The 19,191-nt window shown below is 65.0% G+C and carries 20 protein-coding genes; 10 read left to right on the top strand and 10 right to left on the bottom strand.

Features of this window, described 5'->3' with window-relative positions; all coding sequences use genetic code 11:
- The first annotated feature begins 93 nt into the window (after positions 1 to 93).
- On the top strand, positions 94 to 636 hold the full coding sequence (locus tag ACQGNJ_RS01510) for a cytochrome b (RefSeq protein ID WP_426687460.1): 543 nt from the start codon (positions 94 to 96) through the stop codon (positions 634 to 636).
- Between the two features lie 52 nt (positions 637 to 688).
- Positions 689 to 1,384 carry a VIT1/CCC1 transporter family protein gene (locus ACQGNJ_RS01505; RefSeq protein ID WP_426687459.1) on the top strand — a complete coding sequence of 232 codons (696 nt, stop codon included), beginning with the start codon at positions 689 to 691 and terminating at the stop codon, positions 1,382 to 1,384.
- A gap of 22 nt (positions 1,385 to 1,406) precedes the next feature.
- Here ACQGNJ_RS01505 and ACQGNJ_RS01500 read toward each other — a convergent pair whose 3' ends face one another.
- Positions 1,407 to 2,126: a spermine/spermidine synthase domain-containing protein gene (locus ACQGNJ_RS01500; protein WP_426687458.1), complete on the bottom strand. Its 720-nt coding sequence runs from the start codon at positions 2,124 to 2,126 to the stop codon at positions 1,407 to 1,409.
- A 542-nt stretch (positions 2,127 to 2,668) separates the two neighbouring features.
- On the opposite strand from ACQGNJ_RS01500, the gene ACQGNJ_RS01495 reads away from it, so the two are divergent.
- From ACQGNJ_RS01495 to ACQGNJ_RS01485, 3 genes are all read left to right on the top strand, one after another.
- Entirely contained in the window at positions 2,669 to 3,550 is an 882-nt protein-coding gene (locus ACQGNJ_RS01495; protein ID WP_426687457.1) for a hypothetical protein, read from the top strand.
- A gap of 198 nt (positions 3,551 to 3,748) precedes the next feature.
- Positions 3,749 to 4,003, top strand: coding sequence for a YciI family protein (locus ACQGNJ_RS01490; RefSeq protein ID WP_426687456.1), 255 nt, complete (start codon positions 3,749 to 3,751; stop codon positions 4,001 to 4,003).
- 243 nt (positions 4,004 to 4,246) lie between these two features.
- Positions 4,247 to 5,311: a GGDEF domain-containing protein gene (locus ACQGNJ_RS01485; protein WP_426687455.1), complete on the top strand. Its 1,065-nt coding sequence runs from the start codon at positions 4,247 to 4,249 to the stop codon at positions 5,309 to 5,311.
- A 124-nt stretch (positions 5,312 to 5,435) separates the two neighbouring features.
- Here ACQGNJ_RS01485 and ACQGNJ_RS01480 read toward each other — a convergent pair whose 3' ends face one another.
- Together ACQGNJ_RS01480 and ACQGNJ_RS01475 are read right to left on the bottom strand one after the other, a co-directional pair.
- Positions 5,436 to 5,801, bottom strand: coding sequence for a DUF6164 family protein (locus tag ACQGNJ_RS01480; RefSeq protein WP_426687454.1), 366 nt, complete (start codon positions 5,799 to 5,801; stop codon positions 5,436 to 5,438).
- Positions 5,802 to 5,885: 84 nt separating this feature from the next.
- Positions 5,886 to 6,110, bottom strand: a complete 225-nt coding sequence (locus ACQGNJ_RS01475; protein ID WP_426687453.1) for a hypothetical protein — start codon at positions 6,108 to 6,110, stop codon at positions 5,886 to 5,888.
- 292 nt (positions 6,111 to 6,402) lie between these two features.
- On the opposite strand from ACQGNJ_RS01475, the gene ACQGNJ_RS01470 reads away from it, so the two are divergent.
- Positions 6,403 to 7,248, top strand: a complete 846-nt coding sequence (locus tag ACQGNJ_RS01470) for a CPBP family intramembrane glutamic endopeptidase (RefSeq protein ID WP_426687452.1) — start codon at positions 6,403 to 6,405, stop codon at positions 7,246 to 7,248.
- 41 nt (positions 7,249 to 7,289) lie between these two features.
- Here the strand turns inward: ACQGNJ_RS01470 and ACQGNJ_RS01465 are convergent, their stop codons facing one another.
- The 4 genes from ACQGNJ_RS01465 to ACQGNJ_RS01450 all read right to left on the bottom strand — a co-directional run bounded on the left by ACQGNJ_RS01465 (position 7,290) and on the right by ACQGNJ_RS01450 (position 10,565).
- Positions 7,290 to 7,958, bottom strand: a complete 669-nt coding sequence (locus ACQGNJ_RS01465; protein WP_426687451.1) for an NAD(P)H-binding protein — start codon at positions 7,956 to 7,958, stop codon at positions 7,290 to 7,292.
- 343 nt (positions 7,959 to 8,301) lie between these two features.
- Complete coding sequence (locus tag ACQGNJ_RS01460) at positions 8,302 to 9,060, bottom strand: oxidoreductase (RefSeq protein ID WP_426687450.1); 759 nt, start codon at positions 9,058 to 9,060, stop codon at positions 8,302 to 8,304.
- A 91-nt stretch (positions 9,061 to 9,151) separates the two neighbouring features.
- Positions 9,152 to 9,754 (bottom strand): NADPH-dependent F420 reductase, encoded by a 603-nt coding sequence (locus ACQGNJ_RS01455; RefSeq protein WP_426687449.1) that lies wholly within the window; start codon positions 9,752 to 9,754, stop codon positions 9,152 to 9,154.
- Positions 9,755 to 9,830: 76 nt separating this feature from the next.
- The gene (locus ACQGNJ_RS01450; RefSeq protein ID WP_426687513.1) at positions 9,831 to 10,565 is read right to left on the bottom strand and encodes an SDR family NAD(P)-dependent oxidoreductase; all 735 of its coding nucleotides are present in this window, start codon (positions 10,563 to 10,565) and stop codon (positions 9,831 to 9,833) included.
- A gap of 104 nt (positions 10,566 to 10,669) precedes the next feature.
- On the opposite strand from ACQGNJ_RS01450, the gene ACQGNJ_RS01445 reads away from it, so the two are divergent.
- On the top strand, positions 10,670 to 11,617 hold the full coding sequence (locus ACQGNJ_RS01445) for a LysR family transcriptional regulator (RefSeq protein WP_426687448.1): 948 nt from the start codon (positions 10,670 to 10,672) through the stop codon (positions 11,615 to 11,617).
- A 248-nt stretch (positions 11,618 to 11,865) separates the two neighbouring features.
- On the opposite strand, the gene ACQGNJ_RS01440 is transcribed toward ACQGNJ_RS01445, so the two are convergent.
- Positions 11,866 to 13,296 carry a serine hydrolase domain-containing protein gene (locus ACQGNJ_RS01440; RefSeq protein ID WP_426687447.1) on the bottom strand — a complete coding sequence of 477 codons (1,431 nt, stop codon included), beginning with the start codon at positions 13,294 to 13,296 and terminating at the stop codon, positions 11,866 to 11,868.
- Positions 13,297 to 13,428: 132 nt separating this feature from the next.
- Between ACQGNJ_RS01440 and ACQGNJ_RS01435 the strand changes: the two genes are divergently transcribed.
- Positions 13,429 to 13,812, top strand: a complete 384-nt coding sequence (locus tag ACQGNJ_RS01435) for a YidH family protein (RefSeq protein ID WP_426687446.1) — start codon at positions 13,429 to 13,431, stop codon at positions 13,810 to 13,812.
- A 30-nt stretch (positions 13,813 to 13,842) separates the two neighbouring features.
- Here ACQGNJ_RS01435 and ACQGNJ_RS01430 read toward each other — a convergent pair whose 3' ends face one another.
- Positions 13,843 to 15,486, bottom strand: coding sequence for a PAS domain-containing protein (locus ACQGNJ_RS01430; protein ID WP_426687445.1), 1,644 nt, complete (start codon positions 15,484 to 15,486; stop codon positions 13,843 to 13,845).
- Between the two features lie 457 nt (positions 15,487 to 15,943).
- Here ACQGNJ_RS01430 and ACQGNJ_RS01425 point away from each other — a divergent pair, with 457 nt between their 5' ends.
- Positions 15,944 to 16,585 (top strand): hypothetical protein, encoded by a 642-nt coding sequence (locus tag ACQGNJ_RS01425; RefSeq protein WP_426687444.1) that lies wholly within the window; start codon positions 15,944 to 15,946, stop codon positions 16,583 to 16,585.
- A 17-nt stretch (positions 16,586 to 16,602) separates the two neighbouring features.
- On the opposite strand, the gene ACQGNJ_RS01420 is transcribed toward ACQGNJ_RS01425, so the two are convergent.
- Positions 16,603 to 17,112: a transposase gene (locus ACQGNJ_RS01420; RefSeq protein WP_426687512.1), complete on the bottom strand. Its 510-nt coding sequence runs from the start codon at positions 17,110 to 17,112 to the stop codon at positions 16,603 to 16,605.
- A gap of 198 nt (positions 17,113 to 17,310) precedes the next feature.
- On the opposite strand from ACQGNJ_RS01420, the gene ACQGNJ_RS01415 reads away from it, so the two are divergent.
- Positions 17,311 to 19,068, top strand: a complete 1,758-nt coding sequence (locus ACQGNJ_RS01415) for a phospholipase C (RefSeq protein WP_426687443.1) — start codon at positions 17,311 to 17,313, stop codon at positions 19,066 to 19,068.
- Positions 19,069 to 19,191: the final 123 nt, after the last annotated feature.

Here is a 19,191-nt window from a genome sequence, read left to right as displayed (position 1 = left end):
CAAGGCGTGGACAATGTTTTGCGTATCGTCCTGGCAACCCGCCGGCCGCCAGCCGCCGTCCCATCCTTTGTTGTCCCCTGCAGGAGATGATTCATGGCATCGTTCGAACCATCGTCGCGCTACGCGGCTTCCTCGCGCTGGATGCATTGGACGATCTTTGCACTGGTCCTGCTGGCATACGTCTGCATCAACCTGTTCGAGCAGTTCGCCAAGGGCAGCAGCATCCGCGCCAATGTGCTGGCCGCGCATTACACCGCCGGGCTGGCAGTACTGCTGCTGGTGCTGCCGCGCCTGCTGCTGCGCCTGCGCAACGGACGTCCGCCGATAGCACCGGCGCCGCCACGCTGGATCGAGTTGCTGGGCAATATCACGCACGTGGCGCTGTACCTGTTCCTGCTGATCCAGCCGATCCTCGGCATCATTACGCTGCAGATCGGCGGCAAGCCGGTCACCCTGTTCGGCGTGACCTTGCTGCCATCGTTCGTCAGCCTGCCGGACCGCGTGTTGTCGCATCAGTTTGAAGACATCCACGGCACCATCGGCACGATCTTCTACTATGTGATCGGACTGCATATCCTGGCGGCCTTCTGGCACCATTTCGGTCGGCGCGACAACACGCTGAAACGGATGCTCTGAACACCCCCTCCCGCGCCATCTCGATGCCTTGACTGCTGCCAGGGAGTTCCACATGCACCGACGCCACTACGAAAGACACCGAACCGGTCGCATGGCCTGGTTGCGCGCCGCCGTGCTCGGCGCCAACGACGGCATCGTCTCCACCGCCAGCCTGGTGCTGGGCGTGGCGGCCGCGCACGCCAGCGGGCAGAACATCCTGATTGCGGGCGTCGCCGGGCTGGTGGCTGGCTCGATGTCGATGGCGGCCGGCGAGTACGTGTCGGTGCATTCACAGGCCGACAGCGAACGCGCCGAACTGGAACGCGAACAGCACGAGCTGCAGACCGATGTGCACGCGGAACACAAGGAACTGGCGGCCATCTACGTGGGCCGCGGACTCGACCCTGCACTGGCCACGCAGGTGGCCAGTCAGCTGATGGCACACGATGCGCTCGATGCCCACGCGCGCGACGAGCTCGGCATCACCGAAACGTTCAAGGCGCGACCGCTGCAGGCTGCCGGAGCCTCCGCACTGAGCTTCGCAGTGGGTTCCGCCTTGCCGCTGCTGGTGGTGGCGATGACACCGGCCACCCTGCTGCTGCCGCTGGTGTTCGTCACCTCGCTGGTGTTTCTGGCCGTGCTCGGCGGCCTGGCGGCACGCGTCGGCGGCGCCAACATCGGCGTCGGAGCCCTGCGCATCACCTTCTGGGGAGCCCTGGCGATGGCGATCACCGCTGGCGTCGGTACCTTGTTCGGCGTCAGCGGCTGACAGCGTCTTCCGCCGTACCTCGCTATCGAGCGCGCCGGGCCAGGTAGACCGACTGCGTGAAGGGTCGGCCCTGCAGTGGATTGTCGAAGGTGACCGGTTCGGCCCAGGCCTCGGCGAAGACGCCGGCAAGCCGCGCGGTGAAGGCGGGGTCGGGACGGTCGTTGGACCACAGCCCGAAGATGCCGCCCGGCTTGAGGTGGACGGCCAGCGCTCGCAGGCCGTCGGGCTGGTAGAAGCTGGTGCTGCGCTCGTCGAGCAGCGCTTCGGGCGAGTGGTCGATGTCGAGCAGGATGGCGTCGAAGCGGCGCCCGGATGACTCCGGATCAAAGCCTTGCGGCGAGGCGGCGAGCGCGAAGAAGTCACCCTGCACCAAACGGCAGCGACGATCGCCCATCAGCTGCGGACCCAGCGGCAGCATGCTCTTGCGGTGCCACTGGATCACCGGCGACAGCATCTCTACCACGGCCAGCGTGGCCACCTTGGCGTGTTCCAGCACGGCGCGCGCGGTGTAGCCCAGGCCCAGCCCACCGACCACCACGTCAAGTTGCTCGCCTTCGACAGCGGCCAGTCCCAGCCGCGCCAAAGCCTCCTCCGAGGCGGTGAACAGGCTGGACATCAGAAACTCGTCGTCCAGCTTGATCTCGTAGACCTCGCGCTTCATGGTCAGCTCGAAGCGGCGACGGAGGCTTACCGCTCCGATCGGCGTCGGGCAATAGTCGATTTCCTCGAACAGCACATGCATAAGCGGGGCGGATCCATGGATGCAAGGTGGGTCGGTGCCATGCGGCGTGCACCCGCGGCAACGCAAGCACCCGAGCATAGGTCAATCCGCGAAGCCATGGCCAGCTGCAGGGGATTGCTGCGTCAGAGCGCGAGCTACCGGTTCGCGCTCGCGACACCTGCATGCCCTGCAGGCAAGGTGAAGTGCTGCCATTGATCGGCTGCGGCCTGGCGCTGCTGCGGTCGACACCGCCTTGATCGGAATCATCGTCGTGGCGGCCGGAGGCGGCGGTGTGTGTTCCGGTTTCGGGAACCCTGAGCGCAACAACCTGTCTACCCGGATTGGTCGCAACACGCGCGGACGACATGCGCAGGTTTCGCAGAGACAACGGGTATGAATGAGGCAGTGCCATCGAACGTTCCGGGCAGGTCCAACATCAGCGGCAGGCGGACCGTGCGCGCGGCCTGGTACTACTGGACGATGAAACACGCGCAATCCTGGGTTACCGACGCTGGCAACAACCGCGGCTGACCCGCCCGGCGCTGGCGCTCGCGCTGGCCTTGGTGTTGGTACTGCACGCGCTGTTCGCGCTGATGCTGTGGTACGAGATGCAGCCCAAGCCGGCGCAGCTGGCGGTGGCGCACATCGATACCGATCAGGCGCTGACCGTGCGCCTGATCGATCATTCCGACACGCCGCGCGCCGTGCAGCCACCCGCACTGCCGCCGCCGACATCTCCGCAGCGGGTGCGGCCCCCTCGTGTTCGCCCAGTGATACATGAAAAGCCCCGCCGTGACGCGATGGTGGTGCAGGATCATCAGGCGACACCGGCGCCGTCCGCCATCAGCCTGTTCGCCAAAGATGGCTCGGTGCGGCTACCTCCCGGCACGACGGGCGGCATGGCAACGGCCAGCGCTGAGGCCAGGCCCGCGGACGATCGCCGGATCATGCAGCACGACAGCAACCGGATGCACTACAAGGCGACCCGCTTCGAAAAATATTTCCCGCCACCGAACGAGACCGCTGGCGGTGCCGTGGGTCGCCATGTCGGCGATGCGCTGAAGGAGATCGCCAAGAGCGTGTGCGATCCGAAGAAACCCAGCACGGCTTCCAACTTGCTGTGCGGCGCGCCGCCCCTGCCGCCTTCGCCGAAGGACCGCGACGAGCGTCTCAACCTGCCGCCGCCTCCGCTGGCCGACGATCCGCATCCGGCGCCGTCGCTGCCGCTGGCGACCTGCATCGCGGAGTACAAGGCCGACAAGCCGCTGTCCTACGGCTGCCCGGTAAACACGCCCGAGCTGGCCTTCCAGGCCGAGATGCGCGAATGCATCGAACTGTTTCGTGCGGGCAAGCGCCTGAAGACATGGTGCCCGCTCGATACGCCCAGGCGCGCCGCCGCGCAGTCGTCGACGCCCGCGGCCGCCGCCAGCACGGGCTCGCACTGAGACCGGTCAACCACGCGCTGCGGTCGAAATCGCTCCGCGCTGTTTCCTCGTTGCAGTGAAGGCCAGCGAGCAGCCGGCCTGCAAATCAGGGAGAGAAGACATGTCGCAGTATCGGGTGGCGATCCGCCATCCCGACAACTGCGACACGTCGCTTGAAGACGACGCGATGGTCCGCGACGTCCAGGCGCTCGATGAGAGATGGCAGCTGCCGGGGCCTGGTTCTGCGCCGGAGGCCTGCAATCGGTGTCCCGCGCGAAATCACTGCGCAAGCGGCCCGGAGCAGAGGCCTTCATCACCGATGGAGCCCATCTCGAGACCAGGAAACACATCGGCGGCTTCTGGATACCCGACGCGGCCACCATGGATGAAGCCATGGCGTGGGGACGCAAGGCCATCGTCGTCTGCCGCGCACCGGTCGAAGTGCGCGAGTTCATCGCCATGCCAACGGAATAGCAGCGTGCCTGAGGTGATGGGGCCATCGGGAAGATCGACTCCATGTGGCCCATCACCGTCATGCTCCGACGGGAAACGTCACTACCCCTGTGTGGTGTTCGTGTGAGCGGATGCCCCAAGCCGGCATCAAGCAGCAAACGGCAATCAGGAAACGGACTTCGCCGGACTGTCCGGGTCTCTCTCCAGCCCGGGCACAAGCGCTTATGGGCTACACTTTTTCCGTTGCCCCGGAATTTCCGCGCGATGCCATTGACTCTCTCCCGCGAGCGCTTCATCCAGAGCGCGAGCATGATCACCCTGTCGTTGACGTCGTTTGCCGCCGGCGCCGCCGCGCTGATCGCGTGGTTTTCGCCGGTGCACCGGCCGCTGGACCTGGTGATTCCGCCGGTCGTCTGCGTGGTCTTTCTCGGCCTGCTGATCATGCTGATCCGCTGGCCGCAACGGGTCGGCAGCATCATGCGTACCGCCTTGCTGACCGGGCTTGCGGCCCTGGTCGCGCCGGCCTGGTTCTACCCGTGGCAGGCCGTCCTGACGCCCGGCCTGCAGCTGGTCGATACCTACCCGCCGGTCGCGGCACTGCTGCTGGTACTGATGGTGATGGCGATGATCTACCTGCCGACCCGGCAAGGTGTGACCGTGGTCCTGCTGGGCTGGCTGCTGGTCGCGCTGCCGGTGCTGGCCTACCTGTTCACCCACCCCGGGGAAATGCGCACGCCGCGCGGCGCCGACCTGCTGATGACCTACGGGCCGGTGTTCGTCCTGTTCGTGGTGCTGATACCGGTGCAACGCGGATTGAACAGCAAGATCCGGCGCCTGGTCTCCGAACAGGCGCGGATGGAAGCGATGGCCAACCGCGATGTGCTGACCGGCATCTACAACCGGCGTTTCGGCGAACTGGTGCTGCAAGACCTGCTCGCGCGACGGATCCCCGCCGGCGTGATCATGTTCGACATGGACCGCTTCAAGGCGATCAACGATACCCATGGCCATCCCGCCGGCGATCGCGTGCTGCAGCAAGTGGCGCAGGGCTGCCAGCACCTGCTGCGCAAGAATGAATGCCTGGCCCGCTGGGGCGGCGAGGAATTCCTGGTCGCGGTACCGGAGGTCGATCGCGCCTCCCTGCAGGCGCTGGCGGAACGGTTGCGAAAATCCATCGCCGAGCTGTCCGTCGAGCAGGGGCCGCAGACAAGCGCCTCGGTCGGCGTCACGCTGATCCAGGACGGTGACGAGATGTCCGACCTGCTGCAGCGCGTGGACCAGGCGCTCTACCGGGCGAAGCAGTTGGGCGGCAACGTGGTGGCCTGGTGACAAGAGATGTCAGGTCCCCGGGGACGCGAGGAAGGCCGGGACCCCGGCGCCGGAGTCCATCCATTCGATGTGATTCTCCTGGTTCCCCTATCCGGTTTCCGGCCGGCTCGACCCGCTTGCGACCCTACCCGCGCAACAGGAAGAATGGCAGCGTCACCAGAGCCAGGGCGAAGAGGATGCCCAACACGCTCATCACGACGCGCGCCGGGTCGGCGCGAAGCAACGTGAAGAAGGTATCTGCCGTGCCGGCGCGCCTCGCCGCGGCGTATTCGGCACGGGCCCGGCTCGCGCGCTGCTGCTGGTAGTCGTCCATCGCGCGCCTGGCGTCCGCGAACGCTGCATCGTCGGTGACCCAGATTCCCCCTGCCGAAACGCCCCACAGACTGGGTCGGGTTTCGTAGAACGCGATCTGCTGCGCGTCGAGCATCGCGCGCACATCGTCGGCCTCATCCTCGGGCACGTTGCGCAAATTCATGAGCAGTTTGGACATGACACCATGATAGCCGCACGGCGTAACTCCAACTGCATGGCCTCTGCGCGCAATCGAGCGGACTCACGCGGGCCTTTCGGCCGATCAAAGCTCCGGCACGTCCCCCGACTCGTACAGCACGCGCGGCGTGCCGTAATCGCCACCCTCTTCATCGATGTCCATGCTGTAGGCAACGACGCCCGCATGCTTGCCGGCCAGCAGCCCCGCCCGGCGCGTTGCCTCGGCAGCCGTCTTGAACTGCAGGACCTGGCCTGGTTTCAAGCCATTCCCAACCCGGTCGAAGGGCTGCACTACGTGGATCGTTTCCATACTTGCTCCTGTATCGGAGCAAGTATGGCGGGTCGTTCCTTCCGCACGAAAGACACGACGACGCGCGCCGTTCTGCCAGGGTGGAACGGGGCACGGACCGCGCAGCACCCAACGCGGCTCAACGCCCATCAACGCCAGGAAATCAACACGGACCCGAGTAAAGGATTCTGGCCGGGCCAGCCGCCAGCACTCCTTTTGGCATGACGATAGACACCGCCACTTTCGGCCTATTTACCTCTCGGTGGTCGTCCTCCAACCTGCGGGACACGCCAACGTCACGCAGGGAATGCACTTGAGAAATCTGCTGCACAATGATCAGAACCAGTTGCGGAACGGCTGGTGGATCCTGGTCTTCATCGCGGTGTTCCTGGCCAGCCAGTTGGCCTACCACCCTGTCTCCCGGGGGTTGCAGCAACTCGGCGTCGGCCGCGCCTGGTTGTCGCCGCTGCCGGTGATGTTTCTGCTGCTGGTGACCTGGGTCTGCATGCGTCTGCGTCGTCAGCCGCTCTCCGCCATCGGCCTGCGGCTCGATATGAAGTGGCTGGCTCAGGTGTTGGCCGGCATCGGCCTTGGAAGCGCCCTGATGCTCGCGGTGACCGCGCTGATCCTGGCCGCCGGCGGCGTCAGCTTCTCGCTCGAACCGGCGCATGGTTTCGCTGCGCTGGCATGCGGCGCGTGGCTGTTCGCATGGGTTGCCCTGCTCGAGGAAATCCTGTTCCGGGGTTTCGTGTTCCAGCGCCTTGTCGACGGCATCGGCGCACCCGCCGCCCTGCTGCTGATGGGCGTGCTGTTCGCCATCGCACATTGGGGCAATCCCGGCATGGAAGGGAGCACGGAATTCTGGGCAAGTATCGACACCGTGCTGGGCGGGATCCTGCTTGGGCTTGCCCGCCTGCGCACCGGCAGCCTGGCGCTGCCGATCGGTATCCACTTCGGGTGGAACTGGGTCCAGGGATCCTGGCTGGGCTTCGACGTGAGCGGCCTGGATCAGACCGGGTGGCTATTACCTCATCTCCTCGACAAGCCGCAGTGGCTGACCGGCGGCAGCTTCGGACCGGAGGCGAGCATCTTTGCGGTAGTTGTCGACGCTTCAGCTGTGCTGATGCTGTGGCGCTGGAAGGGTGTGGCGAGGACCTGAAGCTAGGCGGCTTCCCCAAGGGCGGTGTCAGTGTGCACTTTCTACGTCGACCCGGTGCGAGCCAACGCCTTCATGTCGTCCCACTCGTGGATACGCGTGCCCGCCACGCCGCCCCTTGCCGCGCCCTGCATGGCACGCGCGACATCCGCACCCGTGATGCCGCGGTACTTGCGCGCGCCGCCCACCAGGAGCCAGTCGAACAACGGCCACGCCGCGATGATGAAACGCTCGAGCGGCCGATTCTCCTCGCGCTGCCCGAGCAGCTGCGACGGCCGGAAGATATGCGTACGCGCGATGCCCAGCGCGATGACATCCCGCTCCGTCTCGCCCTTCGTGCGCAGGTAGAACACCGACGAATCGATGTTGGCGCCGACCGCCGAGACCAGGAATACACCTGTCGCGCCGCGCTCCTGCGCGACCGCGGCGGCCCGCACCGGGTAGTCGTGATCGACACGGTAGTAGGCGGCTTCGTCGGGTTCCCTGGCCTTGGTCGTGCCCAGGGCAATGAAGACGTCATCGGCGTCGATCCGTTCGGCCAGCGCAGGCAGCGAGTCGAGGTCCCCGACGAGGGTCACCAGCTTGGCGTGCGCGAGGCCCGGCTCGCGCCGCACGACGATCGTGACGCGGTCGTAGTCGGCACTGGCCAGCAGCATTGGCAGCAGTTGCGACCCGATGAACCCGGTGGCGCCGAACAGGAGTGCTTTCTTCATGGTGACGACGCGAGGCGCGATGGTGGCAGAGACGCCATTGTGCGCCCTGCTCGCATGAAGCAGCCGGAGCCGCACGCAACTTCGCACGACGACCGCTTGAACGGCCGGCGCTGCGCCTGAAGAGGACGGAGGCAATCGGTTGGATTCAACGCCATCGCTCTCCCCGGTGCCGCGATTAGCCACCGCCGACGTGCAGGCGGATGACTAATATTGGCGCGGACGCAAATGCTTCTACGCGTGCAGCCGGCGCGATTCGCTGCGTGCCATCGGAACACTGTCGTGCTCGCTGGCCAGGGACAAGACTTGATCAGCCACGCCCCTCTCTTCCGAAAGCGCACCTTGGTCAGCGCGCTGTCATGCCGCCATCGACAGGGTAATTCGCGCCGGTGAGGAACTTGCCGCGGTCCGACACGAGCAGTGCGACGACCTCGGCGATGTCTTCGGCGGCGCCGATGCGACCCAGCGGAATATTCCGCAGCCAATCGTCCGCGGAAAATCCCGGCGTCGCCCTGGCAAATTCCTCGGAGCCTGGCGTCGCGATGACGCCGGGCGAGACGACGTTCACGCGGATGCCATTCGGCGCGAGTTCCATCGCGAGCGTGCGCGAGTAGTAGTTGAGCGCCGCCTTTGCGGCGCCATAGTGTGCAAAGGGACCAAACGGCATCGTCGCGGCCGCCGAAGAGATGTTCACGATGGCGGCGGCCTTCGATGCCCGCAGCGCCGGCAGGACGGCATTGGTCAGGCGGATCGCGGCGAAGAGGTTGAGCGCGATGCTGTCCTGCCAATCCTTGTCCGGGATCGTCCACGACCCTTCCAGAAACGCGCTGCCACCGCCCGCATTGTTCACCAGGATGTCGAGGCCGCCGAGCGCGGCGAGCGCTTTCGTCGCGATTGCCTGCACGCCTTCGCTGCCACCCACGTCGCCGGCCACGAACGTCGCCCCCTTGGGCATATCGTCGCCCGGCGTGCGTGCCGCGATGACGACCTTGGCGCCGGCATCGAGCAGACGCTGCGCGATGGCCGCGCCGATGCCACGCGTGGCTCCGGTGACCAGGGCACGGCGGCCGATGAGTTCATTCGAAAGATCGAGTTTGTTGGACATGAGATGTTTACTCGCAGATGGGTTGATGTTTCCGCGGCCGTGATTCAAGCCGCATGGCGATCACGGTCCGACCGTGATCGCGGTGCGTTACTCACGACTCTTTCTTGAACAGATCCTGGAAGATCAGCGGCCCCCAGTTCTTGCCCCGCGCCTGGACCAGCGCGCCGCCTTCGCCGAGTTTTCCGAGATTGACCGGCGCGAAACCGAGTTGTCCGGCGAGTGCCGCCACCGTCTCTGTCGCGCCTTCGTCGTCGCTCGACAGGAACACCGCCCGGCGATCGCCGTTGACCCTCGGATCGGTGGCCAGGGTGCCTGCGGCGAGGTGATTGAATCCCTTGACGAGCCTGGCCTCGGGGAATGCCTTGGCCACGAAGGCAGAGGACGGCAGACCGGCGAGCTCTACGGCCGGATCGGCAAAGGTGTTCATCGCGTCGACAATCGTCTTGCCCTTCCAGCTCGGCAGCGCCTTGGCGACCTGCGGATGCGACTCGAAACGGACGGCCAGAAAGACGATGTCCGCCTTGACCGCTTCGGCCAGTGTTGTGGGAGTGATCCCGGGTCCGATCGCGGCCGCATCGGCGGCAAAGCTGGCCGGGTCGCGCGTGGTTGCAACGGATACGTCGATGCCGCTGCGGGCAAACGCCCTGGCCAGGGCCTGGCCGATCTTGCCGAAACCGATAATTGCGTAGCTCATGATTTTTCCTTGGGTTTGGTGCCATGCCCAACGACGCTCCGAACTTTCAATGGAGCGCCTGGCCGGGCATGGCGAGTCATATTTGCGCCAGGCCGCCGTCGACGGCGAGCTCGCTGGCGGTCATGAAACTGCTGTCCGAAGAGGCGAGAAAGGCAGCCGCCGCTCCGATCTCCACCGGATCGGCCATGCGCTGCAGCGGGTTCATCGAGGCGAACACCTTCATGCCCTCCTCGCCCACCGCGGCCTTGGCCAGTTCGGTCGCCGTCGGCCCGGGCGACAGCACGTTGACCCGGATGCCGCTGCCCTTCAGGTCCTGCGCCCAGCTCCGCGCGAGGTTGCGTACCGCCGCCTTGCTCGCGCTGTAGACGCTGAATGCCGGGGCGCCGGTGCTGCCGGCGCTCGACCCGGTCAGGATGATCGAACCGCCCTCGCCCATCAGCGGCAGCGCCTTCTGCACCGTGAAGATCGTGCCCTTCACATTGGTGTCGAAGGTTTCGTCGATATGCGCGGCGGTGATCGTGCCGAGCGCAAGCAGGCTTCCCGCGCCGGCATTGGCGAGAACGATGTCGAGGGTTCCGCGCTCGGCCTTCACTGCGGCATAGAGCCGGTCGAGGTCGGCCAGATCGCAGACCGAGCCCCGCACCGCACGGGCACGGGGCCCGAGCTCGGCCACGGCGGCGTCGAGCGCTTCCTGCCGACGGCCGAAGAGAAAGACAAAAGCACCCTCCTCGATGAAGCGCCTTGCCGCGGCGAGGCCGATGCCGGTAGCGCCACCGGTGATCACGGCGGTTTTCCCATTCAATCTGTTCATCTCATGCATCCGTGTTTGTCGAAAGTTGAAAGCAAGATGGACCCGTTGACACATCAATACAATTGACGAAATATTGCTTAATACGATCTATTTTTTGGATGTGCATGCTCGACAACGTCACCATCAACCAGCTGCGTTCATTCGTGGCGGTATGCGATCAGGGAAGCTTCTCCGGGGCGGCGCGGAAGCTCGGTCGCGCCCAGTCGGCCATCAGCCATGCGATCAAGGCGCTGGAAAGCGCCTTCGATGTGGAGCTGTTCGATCGCAACACGCGCAAGGCACAGCTCACCGCGGCGGGGCGCAACCTGTTGCCGGACGCGCGGGCGGTCATCTCGCGCACGGAAGAAATGAAAACCCGCGCCGGCTCGATCGCCAGGGCCGGGGCGCCCCAGCTTTCGGTGGCGATCGATGTCTATTTCCCGCGCGCCCTGCTGATCGACGGATTGCGGACGCTGCAAGCGGAATTCCCCACCGCAGCGATCAACCTGCGCATCACCACCATGCAGGGCGGCGAGAGACTGGTGCTCGAAAAGGTGTGTGCGCTGGCCGTCACCGTCGAGAACGTGCCGGCGGTGAACCCGGATGCGATCGAACGCCACTGGCTGAGCGAGGCGGAGATGGTGACGGTATGCGGGTCATCCCATCCGCTCGCTGCGGCAGCGAAACCGATCCCGCTGGACGAGTTCGGTCGACATGTCCAGATCGTCGTCACCGACAACCAGCCGCAATCGGAAAAGACCCAGCAGGGAGTTGCCGGCAAGCGCCTGTGGCTGGTCAATGATCTCGGCGCCAAGCGTGATCTGCTCAAGGCCGGTCTCGGCTGGGGACACATGCCGCGACACCTCGTCGACGAGGACCTGGAACGCGGCGAGCTGGTCGAACTCCAGCGCCGCGCCTGGCACCTCGGTCCGCTCACGTTCGTGGTATCGCAACGGCGGGGTCATGACCTCTCCCCCTGCGAATCACGGCTGGTCGAGCTGCTTGGCAAACCTCAGCGCGTCCCGAAGCAGGCGCGGCGGCGCGCCGTCTCAGCCAAACGCGCCAAAGCCTGAAGGCCCCGTGCAAACCACAGCCCGCACTGCTTGGTGCCCAGGGGGTGAGAAGGAGCCTGTCGAGATGGCGCCAGCTTGCTCGCTCGCGGTTTTCAGACCGTCATGCCGCGTAGCGCACCACCACGGCTGCGATGCGCTGCCTCCAGACCAGAATCTGCCTGCGAGCCTGACCAGCATAGCTCGCTGGCCTGGATCCCCGGCGCGGCGGCGCGGCCATCAGCGGACCGCGCCGGGAAATCGAATCGCCACTACTTCGACAGCGGCATCCGCAGTTGGTAGTACTCGACCAGGCGTGTGGCAGCTTGCGGGTCGACGTTGGCCAGGGCGACGACGACTTCATCGAGCGTCGGGAAGATCCGCAGTTCGCCGTTCATGCCCGGCGCGCCGCCGCCATGGCCGTAGACCGGCACGCCCTGCTCATCGGCGACATTGAAACCGTAGCCGTACATGGGCGTCTGCTTGCGGGTGGCTTCCGCCAGCAGTGCAGGCGGCAGCAACTTGCCGGCTTGCAGCGCGTGCGCGAACTTCAACAAATCACCCGCGGTGCTGTAACCGCCGCCGGCCGCGGTGCCACGATACGGCAGGGTGTCGGCCGCACTGGTCCACGCCGCGTCGCCGTCCTTGCGGGTATAGGCCGGTGCGCGCCCCGGCACGTCCACGTCCTCGGGCAGCGAACCGCTGTCGCGCATGCCGGCCGGCGCGAACACGTGCTGGTCCACATAGTCGTAGTACGACTGCCCGCTGACGTGTTCGATGATGTCGCCCAGCAGCACGAAGCCGTAGTTGCTGTAGCTGAATCCCTTGCCGGGCGGATGGTCCGGGCCGCGTGCGCCATACAGGCGGACATAGTCATCGTGGGTCTTCAACGACAGCCGGCGCTGGTCGAACTCCGGCCCGAAGATGTCACCGGTGCCGCCCGCATGCGTGAGCAGCTGGCGGATCGTCACCTTCGCGATATCGCGGTTCGGGTAGTCGGGCAGGTACTGGCCCACGCTGCCATCGAGCGACAGCTTGCCGGCCTGCACCAGTTGCAGCGTGGCCACGGCGGTAAACATCTTGTTCATCGAGCCGAGCCGGAACCTGGTGTCCGGCGTCGCCGGCGTGCCGGCTGCACGATCGGCCGGGCCCCAGGCGCGCTGCAGCAGCACCTTGCCGCCACGCGCCACCAGCAGCACGCCGGCGAAAGCGTCCTGTTTCGCCGCAGCGTCAGCCTGTGCAGCCAGGGCATCGACCGCCGCGGCCTGGTCCAGGCGCGGGATGCGCAGGTCCGCGGGGCGCTCGATCCTTTCGATATCCAGCACCAGCGGCTTGCCCGCCTGCAGCGTTGTTTTCACCCTCGCCACCGTGTCGGAGTCGTGCTCCTGCACCAGCATCTGCGCCGAACCCGGCAATGCCGGCTCGCGCCGCAGCAGCCGGAACCCGCCAGTCCGGCGGTGGAAATCGAGCATGCCGTCGACATCCATCGTCGGCTGGTAGCGGTCGCGGAAGGCTTCGAGCTGCTTGCGCTGGTTGCTGTTGAAAGCGACCAGCCACGCGTCCAGCGCCTGCCGTGCGGAAGCGGCCTGCGGTGCAACCAGCTGGCGGCCGGGAGCGGTCCCGGCATCCGGCGCAGGCGCGACCTGCGCCAGGGTCGACAGAGGAATGCAGCAGGACAACAGCAGGACAAGGCGTCGGCTCATGGCAGCAACTCGCAGATGGATGTGCGCAAGGAGATACCGCTGCCGCGGCAACGGTTGCAGCCGGCGCGATGGATGAAGTCGGGCGCGCACTCTGCTTAGATGGACGGACTGAATCCTCCCGGAGCGCCGTCCATGATCCCCCGTTTCACCGACCACGCCGCGAACGAGCGCACCTACCTGGCCTGGGTGCGCACGGCGATCACCGTGATGGCGTTCGGTTTCCTGCTTGAGCGTTTCGACATCCTCATCGCCTATGCCAGTCGCGCCAGCGGCGGCCCACTGCCCCACCTGCACGTGCGCGCCTCGGAATGGCTGGGCCTGCTCCTGCTGCTTTTCGGCGCGGCCATCGTGCTGCTGGGTTCGATGCGCTTTCAGAAGAATCGCAAGGCCATCGATGACAATGCCAGCCTGCCCCACGGCAACACCCGGCTGGAACAGGTGCTTTCCTGGCTGCTCATCGCCATGGCGATCTTTCTGGTGATCTACGTGGCACAGCAGGTGATCGCACTGAGTTGAGCCAGTCGCGGCAGGCGCGAGGGACGGCATTCAATTGGCCACGCCCCCTTTGTTCGAAAGAACGCACACGCCCAAGGAATGGCTCTTGGCCTGATACATGGCGGCGTCTGCGGTGCGCAAATAGTCGTCGGTTGTCGCCAGGCCGGCTTGGCTGCTGACCACGCCAATGCTTGCACCGCTGGTCACGGCGTGCGTGCCGATCTGGTAGGGAACCGCGAGGGCAGCGGCAATCTGCCGGGCCCGCTCGGTTGCACCCGCCTGATCGACAGACTCAAGCAGCACGATGAACTCGTCGCCACCCATGCGGGCGACCAGATCAACCGCCCGTACGCAGGATTCAAGCCGGCGTGCCACCTGCTGCAACAGCTGGTCACCCACATGGTGTCCCAGGGTGTCGTTGACTGCCTTGAACTGATTGAGGTCCAGCAGCAGTACGGCGAACATCGTGGCGTGGCCCTGCGTCAGCGCGTCGTCAGCTTTCGAAGCACGGTCGTGATGCAGCGCAATGGCGTGCTCGAGGCGATCGTGGAACAACGGCCGGCCGGGCAGATTGGTCAAGGCGTCGTAAGAGCTGCCGCGTTCGGCCAGATCGCTCAGTGACCCAGCCATCCGCACGGCCACGCCGTCTTCGAATTGAGCGACCCCGCGCCAATTGACCCACACCGATCGCCCCGAGGCATGACGAGCGCGAAAATCCACGGAAAAGTTCGGGAGGCTGCCCGACAGGTGCCTGCGGTACGCCGTCTGCACGCGCTCATGGTCATCGGGATCGATGAGCTTTTGCAGAAACTGCCAGCCGTTCTGATGCAGGTTGGCGGTGTCGCTCAGCCCGACAATCTCATGGAAGCGCCGGGACACATGCAAGACGTCCGTTTGCAGGTTCCAGTCCCAGATGCCGTCATTGGAACCGCGGGTGGCGAGTGCATAGCGGTTGTCGGATTGCAGCAGCTCGAGTTCGGTACTTTTCTGCCGGGTCACGTCAATCATCAGGCCGATCATGCGATTCGGGCGGCCCTTGTCGACCACCACGCGACACAGGTCGCGCACCCATACGACCTTGCCGGATTTGGCGATCAACCGGTAACTCATCTCGTAGGCATAACTGTGCTTCGCGTTGTACGCGGCGTCGTCAATGGCCACTGCTGCCGGCAAGTCATCGGGGTGCACATGCAACCGCCAGAAGCGCGGGTCGGATCGCCACTCTTCCACCGTGTAGCCAAAAAGGCGCTCGACCTGCGGGCTCAGGAACGTATTGCCCACACCGAGCTCCGCTTCCCAAACGACGCCGTCGATGGTTTCCAGCAGCCGCAGGAAGCGCTGGCGGACCTCCATCAATACCTGTTCGGTGAGTTCGGTGACCTCGATCAGGACGCCCTGGCGACTGATCACGCGATTCGCTGCATCAGACGCCGGCTGGAGCTGCAAACGCATCCAGCGATAATCCGAATTCGCCAGGCGCAGCCGGAACACCGGCATGCCCGATCGCAAGGTTCCGGTGTCGTCGGGATGCACAAAATCAAGCAGGGACTGGCCGAGCGACCCATCCACCGAATGGCCCGTGAGCTTGTGCCAGGCGGGATTCAGATAGGTGATGATCCACCGTGCGTCCGTTTGCACCACCGCCTCGGGCAGCAGCTGGAGCAGTTGTGCGGACAGCGTGGAATGGGCAGACATTTGTCATCCATGTTCACCGAAGCGCCATCACCCAGTCCAGCCCTTGCGCGTGATGCCCGGGCCAGGATGATGCAGTTCATCGGGCGCCGCCATGTTGGCGGCTTCAACGCCCGCCGCAAAAGGGAACGGCCAAGGCTGGCCGGCGCGAGGGACGAGGTTCAATCAGCCGCGTCCCCTTTATTCCGGTACGGACCGTTATGCCGCAATCCGTTCAATATTTCGTACCGCACTACCGAGGCTGCGATGCGCTTGCTGTCATTGTTCAGCCCGTTGACCCAAGAACGCGGAATGTGCCACTGGTACCTCGGCCAACACCGTTGAGTTTGTGAGGAATGAGCCTGGATGCATCAAGGTAGATCAGGGCCGTTCCGCGAAAACTTTCATTTTCCTTTTTGATAAAGTCCTCACCCCTTGGGGCATCCGAAAGACACAGTGAATCCACAGGGAGCAGCAAGGCATGGAATCTCCGAAGCTCACGTTTGCGGCGCTGGATGCGAGGATCGAGGCGTTGCCGGAATACCCCTCGAATGCACCTGCCTTTCCGACGAAAGCACGATGGGGGTGGTCCGTCGCAGCTGTCGGCGCGCTGTTTTGTCTGCTGTCCGGCAAACTGCTCCCAAGCCACGAGATCTACACCGTTGTTCTCGCCTCTATCGGCCTGGCTGTAGAAATCGCGGGTATTGTCGTAGCTGCCATCTCCCAGATACCGAAGAAGTGGCCGACATTTGCCAATGAGCGTCGTGAATCGGCCGAGATGCTGGATTTTGACTTGCCTCACCACCTGGCACTGGTCGAGTGGCTACGAAGCTTCCCGCTCGATCAACGCCAAATGTTGAGCGAATTCGTCAGCCATCGCCATGAGCGGATGAAGGAGAAGCTTCCCATGCTCACCGGCAGCATCGAAAAGTTCGGTGCCCTGCCCATCGTCATTGCCCTCTACCTGCAATTCAAGGACACGCACTGGCCGCCACATCCCGGCTGGGTGGAGATCCTTCTGATCGTTGTTCTGGCTTTTGGCTACTGGCTGAGCGTGACGCAGATCAGCGTCAGACTGAGGCTTCAGCTCTATGACATGTTGCTCAGAAAGGCGCTTGCATAGAGCGACATCCTGGGCAACTAAGGCGGGTCAGAGCCCGATCCATCCGATTCACTGCTGCGTCGCGCGCGATGCGCCGGGTCGGTACCAACGCCGAGGAACTCTCGATGCGGCGCAAGCAACGAGTGCCTCCGACCCTGAGCGTTCGCACCATGACTTGACCACGGATACGCTCCGGGCTGCGCCACCATCCGGGCACGAACCGGATTGAGTTCGATGCAACGACTGCAGCTGGGAAAATTGCGCCCGGAATCCACCAGGCAAGCCTTGAAGCGACCTTCCCAAAGCGCCCCTCCGCGACCGTGCCGACCATTGAACGATCCCGCGTGGTTGCGCGCAAACGTGGGCATCATCCGCGACACCCCGCCCGTCTCATCGAGCGTCAGCAGCAAGTGCACGTGGTTACTCGTCAACACGCAGGCATGCAGCCTGCAACCGAACCGCAGCAATGCCGGTCGCAGGCACTGCAGGTGACGCTGCCGATCCTCGTCGTCAAGAAAGCACGGTGGGCGATTGTTGCCCCGCTGCACCACGTGCTGCGGCAGCTCCTGTCAGAAATTGTCCCTGACACCTTTTTGGCTGTTTGTCCCGGAACGTTCATGTCCAGGTGATTGAATCGTGCGGTCTGCGGGGACGCGCCCGATCGCATCGCCGACACCGCTTGGGGAATCCACGGACCTTCGGGTCCTTCATGGCCGGCATCGTCACTTCTCTACCAGGAGTTTTTCATGCTCAGTCTTTCGATGTTCCGCAAGGCGCTGCTGCCGGCATCCATTGCCGTCATGAGCTTCGCCTTTGCCGCCTCGGCTCACGTCAACGCGTCCGCCGACGACGGCAACCCGACCTCTTCGCCCCGCTCGGGCTGGCCGCATGGCGATCCACGGACAGCCACGCCGATCAAGCACCTGGTGGTGATCTTCGACGAGAACCGCTCGTTCGATCATTACTTCGCCACCTATCCGCATGCGGCCAACCCGGACGGCGAGCCGGCGTTCCACGCCAAGCCGTTCACGCCGCAGGTCGAGGGCCTGGACGCCCGCCTGCTCCATGCAAACCCCAACAGGCTCAACCCGGCCAATGGCGTGAACGCGGTCAATCCGTTCCGCCTGGATCGCACCCAGGCCAATACCGAAGGCCAGAATCACGGCTACACGGCGGAACAGCAGGCCTACGACAACGGCAAGGCCGACCTTTTCCCGCTGTATACCGGCAACAACACCGTCAGCAGCACCGGCACCTTCGGTACCCACGGACTGGTGATGGGTTACTACGACGGCAACACCGTCACCGCGCTGTGGAATTACGCGCAGCGCTTCGCGATGAACGACAACGCCTACACCGACACCTTTGGTCCGTCGACGCCAGGCGCGCTGCACGTCGTTTCCGGCACCATCGCCGGCGCAATCATTCCGGACGGCGTGAAACCCAGTGGCGTGACGCCCGACGGTCAGGGCGGCTATGCCGTCACCGGCGATCCCGACCCGGCCTACGACGTCTGCTCCAATGCGGGCAAATCGGTGGAGATGACCTCCAGGAACATCGGCGATCTGCTCAATGCGCGCCACATCAGCTGGGGCAGTTTCATGGGCGGCTTCGACCTGGCCGCGGTGAACGACAACGGCAGCACCGGTTGCGCCCGCAGCACCTATTCGGACGTGCTGGGCGGTGCCAAGACCGACTACATCCCGCATCACGCCTGGTTCCAGTACTACGCCTCCACTGCCAACCCGACCCACGAACGCCCGACCGCGCTGGAGTACGTCGGCCAGACCGATCCGAAGGACGACACCGACGCGCCGGTGAATCACGCCTACGACATCGAGGATTTCTACAACGCGGTGAAGGGCGGCAACTTCCCCGCCGTGAGCTACATCAAGTCGCCGGCCGTGGGCGACGCGCATCCAGGCAATTCGGACCCGCTCGACGAGCAGGCCTACCTGGTGCAATTGGTGAACTTCATCGAAAGCCAGCCGCAGTGGAAGGACACCGCGATCATCGTCACCTACGACGACTCCGATGGCTGGTACGACCACCGCTATGCGGCGCCGACCACCGCGTCGTCCGATCCGAGCGCCGACCAACTCAACGGTGCCGGCCTCTGCACCAGCGCGCGGGCCATGCCCGGCAAGGGTGTCGACGGCAAGGTGGTCAACGGCCGCTGCGGACCGGGCACGCGCATCCCGTTCCTGCTGCTGTCGCCGTATGCGCGCAGCAACTACGTGGCCAGCAACCGACTGACCCAGTCCTCGGTGGTCCGCTTCATCGAGGACAACTGGCTGCATGGCGAACGCATCGGCGAAGGTTCGAACGACGCCGGTGCCGGCAGCATCATGGACATGTTCGACTTCCGCCACGGTCGCGCCTTCGCCACCCAGCCACTGTTCCTTGATCCGGATACCGGCACCGAAGTGTCGTCCTCCCATCCGGGTCATGGGCATGATCAGGGTCATGGCCGCGGTCACTGGCCGAGGCCGTGGCGCTACTGAGTCCGCGGTGATCCGTCGGGTCGTGCGCGGTCCCGCGGGCCCGTGCACGACCTGATGAACGTTGTCCTCATCACCGCGACGCCGGGCTGGCCCCGGCGGAGCAGCCGTCGTTGCAGGGACCCG

The organism is Rhodanobacter ginsengiterrae (assembly GCF_050026815.1).
GTDB classification, from domain to species: Bacteria; Pseudomonadota; Gammaproteobacteria; order Xanthomonadales; family Rhodanobacteraceae; genus Rhodanobacter; species Rhodanobacter ginsengiterrae.
The sequence above is the reverse complement of the archived record's forward strand: the minus strand, read 5'-3'. Positions and strand labels throughout refer to the sequence as shown.

What these genes read in the sequence shown, in the direction of transcription:
- ACQGNJ_RS01510 (WP_426687460.1), top strand. Translation starts at nt 94, where the DNA reads ATGGCATCGTTCGAACCATCGTCGCGCTACGCGGCTTCCTCGCGCTGG.
- ACQGNJ_RS01505 (WP_426687459.1), top strand. Translation starts at nt 689, where the DNA reads ATGCACCGACGCCACTACGAAAGACACCGAACCGGTCGCATGGCCTGG.
- ACQGNJ_RS01500 (WP_426687458.1), bottom strand. Translation starts at nt 2,126, where the DNA reads ATGCATGTGCTGTTCGAGGAAATCGACTATTGCCCGACGCCGATCGGA.
- ACQGNJ_RS01490 (WP_426687456.1), top strand. Translation starts at nt 3,749, where the DNA reads ATGGCAGCTGCCGGGGCCTGGTTCTGCGCCGGAGGCCTGCAATCGGTG.
- ACQGNJ_RS01485 (WP_426687455.1), top strand. Translation starts at nt 4,247, where the DNA reads ATGCCATTGACTCTCTCCCGCGAGCGCTTCATCCAGAGCGCGAGCATG.
- ACQGNJ_RS01480 (WP_426687454.1), bottom strand. Translation starts at nt 5,801, where the DNA reads ATGTCCAAACTGCTCATGAATTTGCGCAACGTGCCCGAGGATGAGGCC.
- ACQGNJ_RS01475 (WP_426687453.1), bottom strand. Translation starts at nt 6,110, where the DNA reads ATGGAAACGATCCACGTAGTGCAGCCCTTCGACCGGGTTGGGAATGGC.
- ACQGNJ_RS01465 (WP_426687451.1), bottom strand. Translation starts at nt 7,958, where the DNA reads ATGAAGAAAGCACTCCTGTTCGGCGCCACCGGGTTCATCGGGTCGCAA.
- ACQGNJ_RS01460 (WP_426687450.1), bottom strand. Translation starts at nt 9,060, where the DNA reads ATGTCCAACAAACTCGATCTTTCGAATGAACTCATCGGCCGCCGTGCC.
- ACQGNJ_RS01455 (WP_426687449.1), bottom strand. Translation starts at nt 9,754, where the DNA reads ATGAGCTACGCAATTATCGGTTTCGGCAAGATCGGCCAGGCCCTGGCC.
- ACQGNJ_RS01450 (WP_426687513.1), bottom strand. Translation starts at nt 10,565, where the DNA reads ATGAACAGATTGAATGGGAAAACCGCCGTGATCACCGGTGGCGCTACC.
- ACQGNJ_RS01445 (WP_426687448.1), top strand. Translation starts at nt 10,670, where the DNA reads ATGCTCGACAACGTCACCATCAACCAGCTGCGTTCATTCGTGGCGGTA.
- ACQGNJ_RS01440 (WP_426687447.1), bottom strand. Translation starts at nt 13,296, where the DNA reads ATGAGCCGACGCCTTGTCCTGCTGTTGTCCTGCTGCATTCCTCTGTCG.
- ACQGNJ_RS01435 (WP_426687446.1), top strand. Translation starts at nt 13,429, where the DNA reads ATGATCCCCCGTTTCACCGACCACGCCGCGAACGAGCGCACCTACCTG.
- ACQGNJ_RS01430 (WP_426687445.1), bottom strand. Translation starts at nt 15,486, where the DNA reads ATGTCTGCCCATTCCACGCTGTCCGCACAACTGCTCCAGCTGCTGCCC.
- ACQGNJ_RS01425 (WP_426687444.1), top strand. Translation starts at nt 15,944, where the DNA reads ATGGAATCTCCGAAGCTCACGTTTGCGGCGCTGGATGCGAGGATCGAG.
- ACQGNJ_RS01415 (WP_426687443.1), top strand. Translation starts at nt 17,311, where the DNA reads ATGCTCAGTCTTTCGATGTTCCGCAAGGCGCTGCTGCCGGCATCCATT.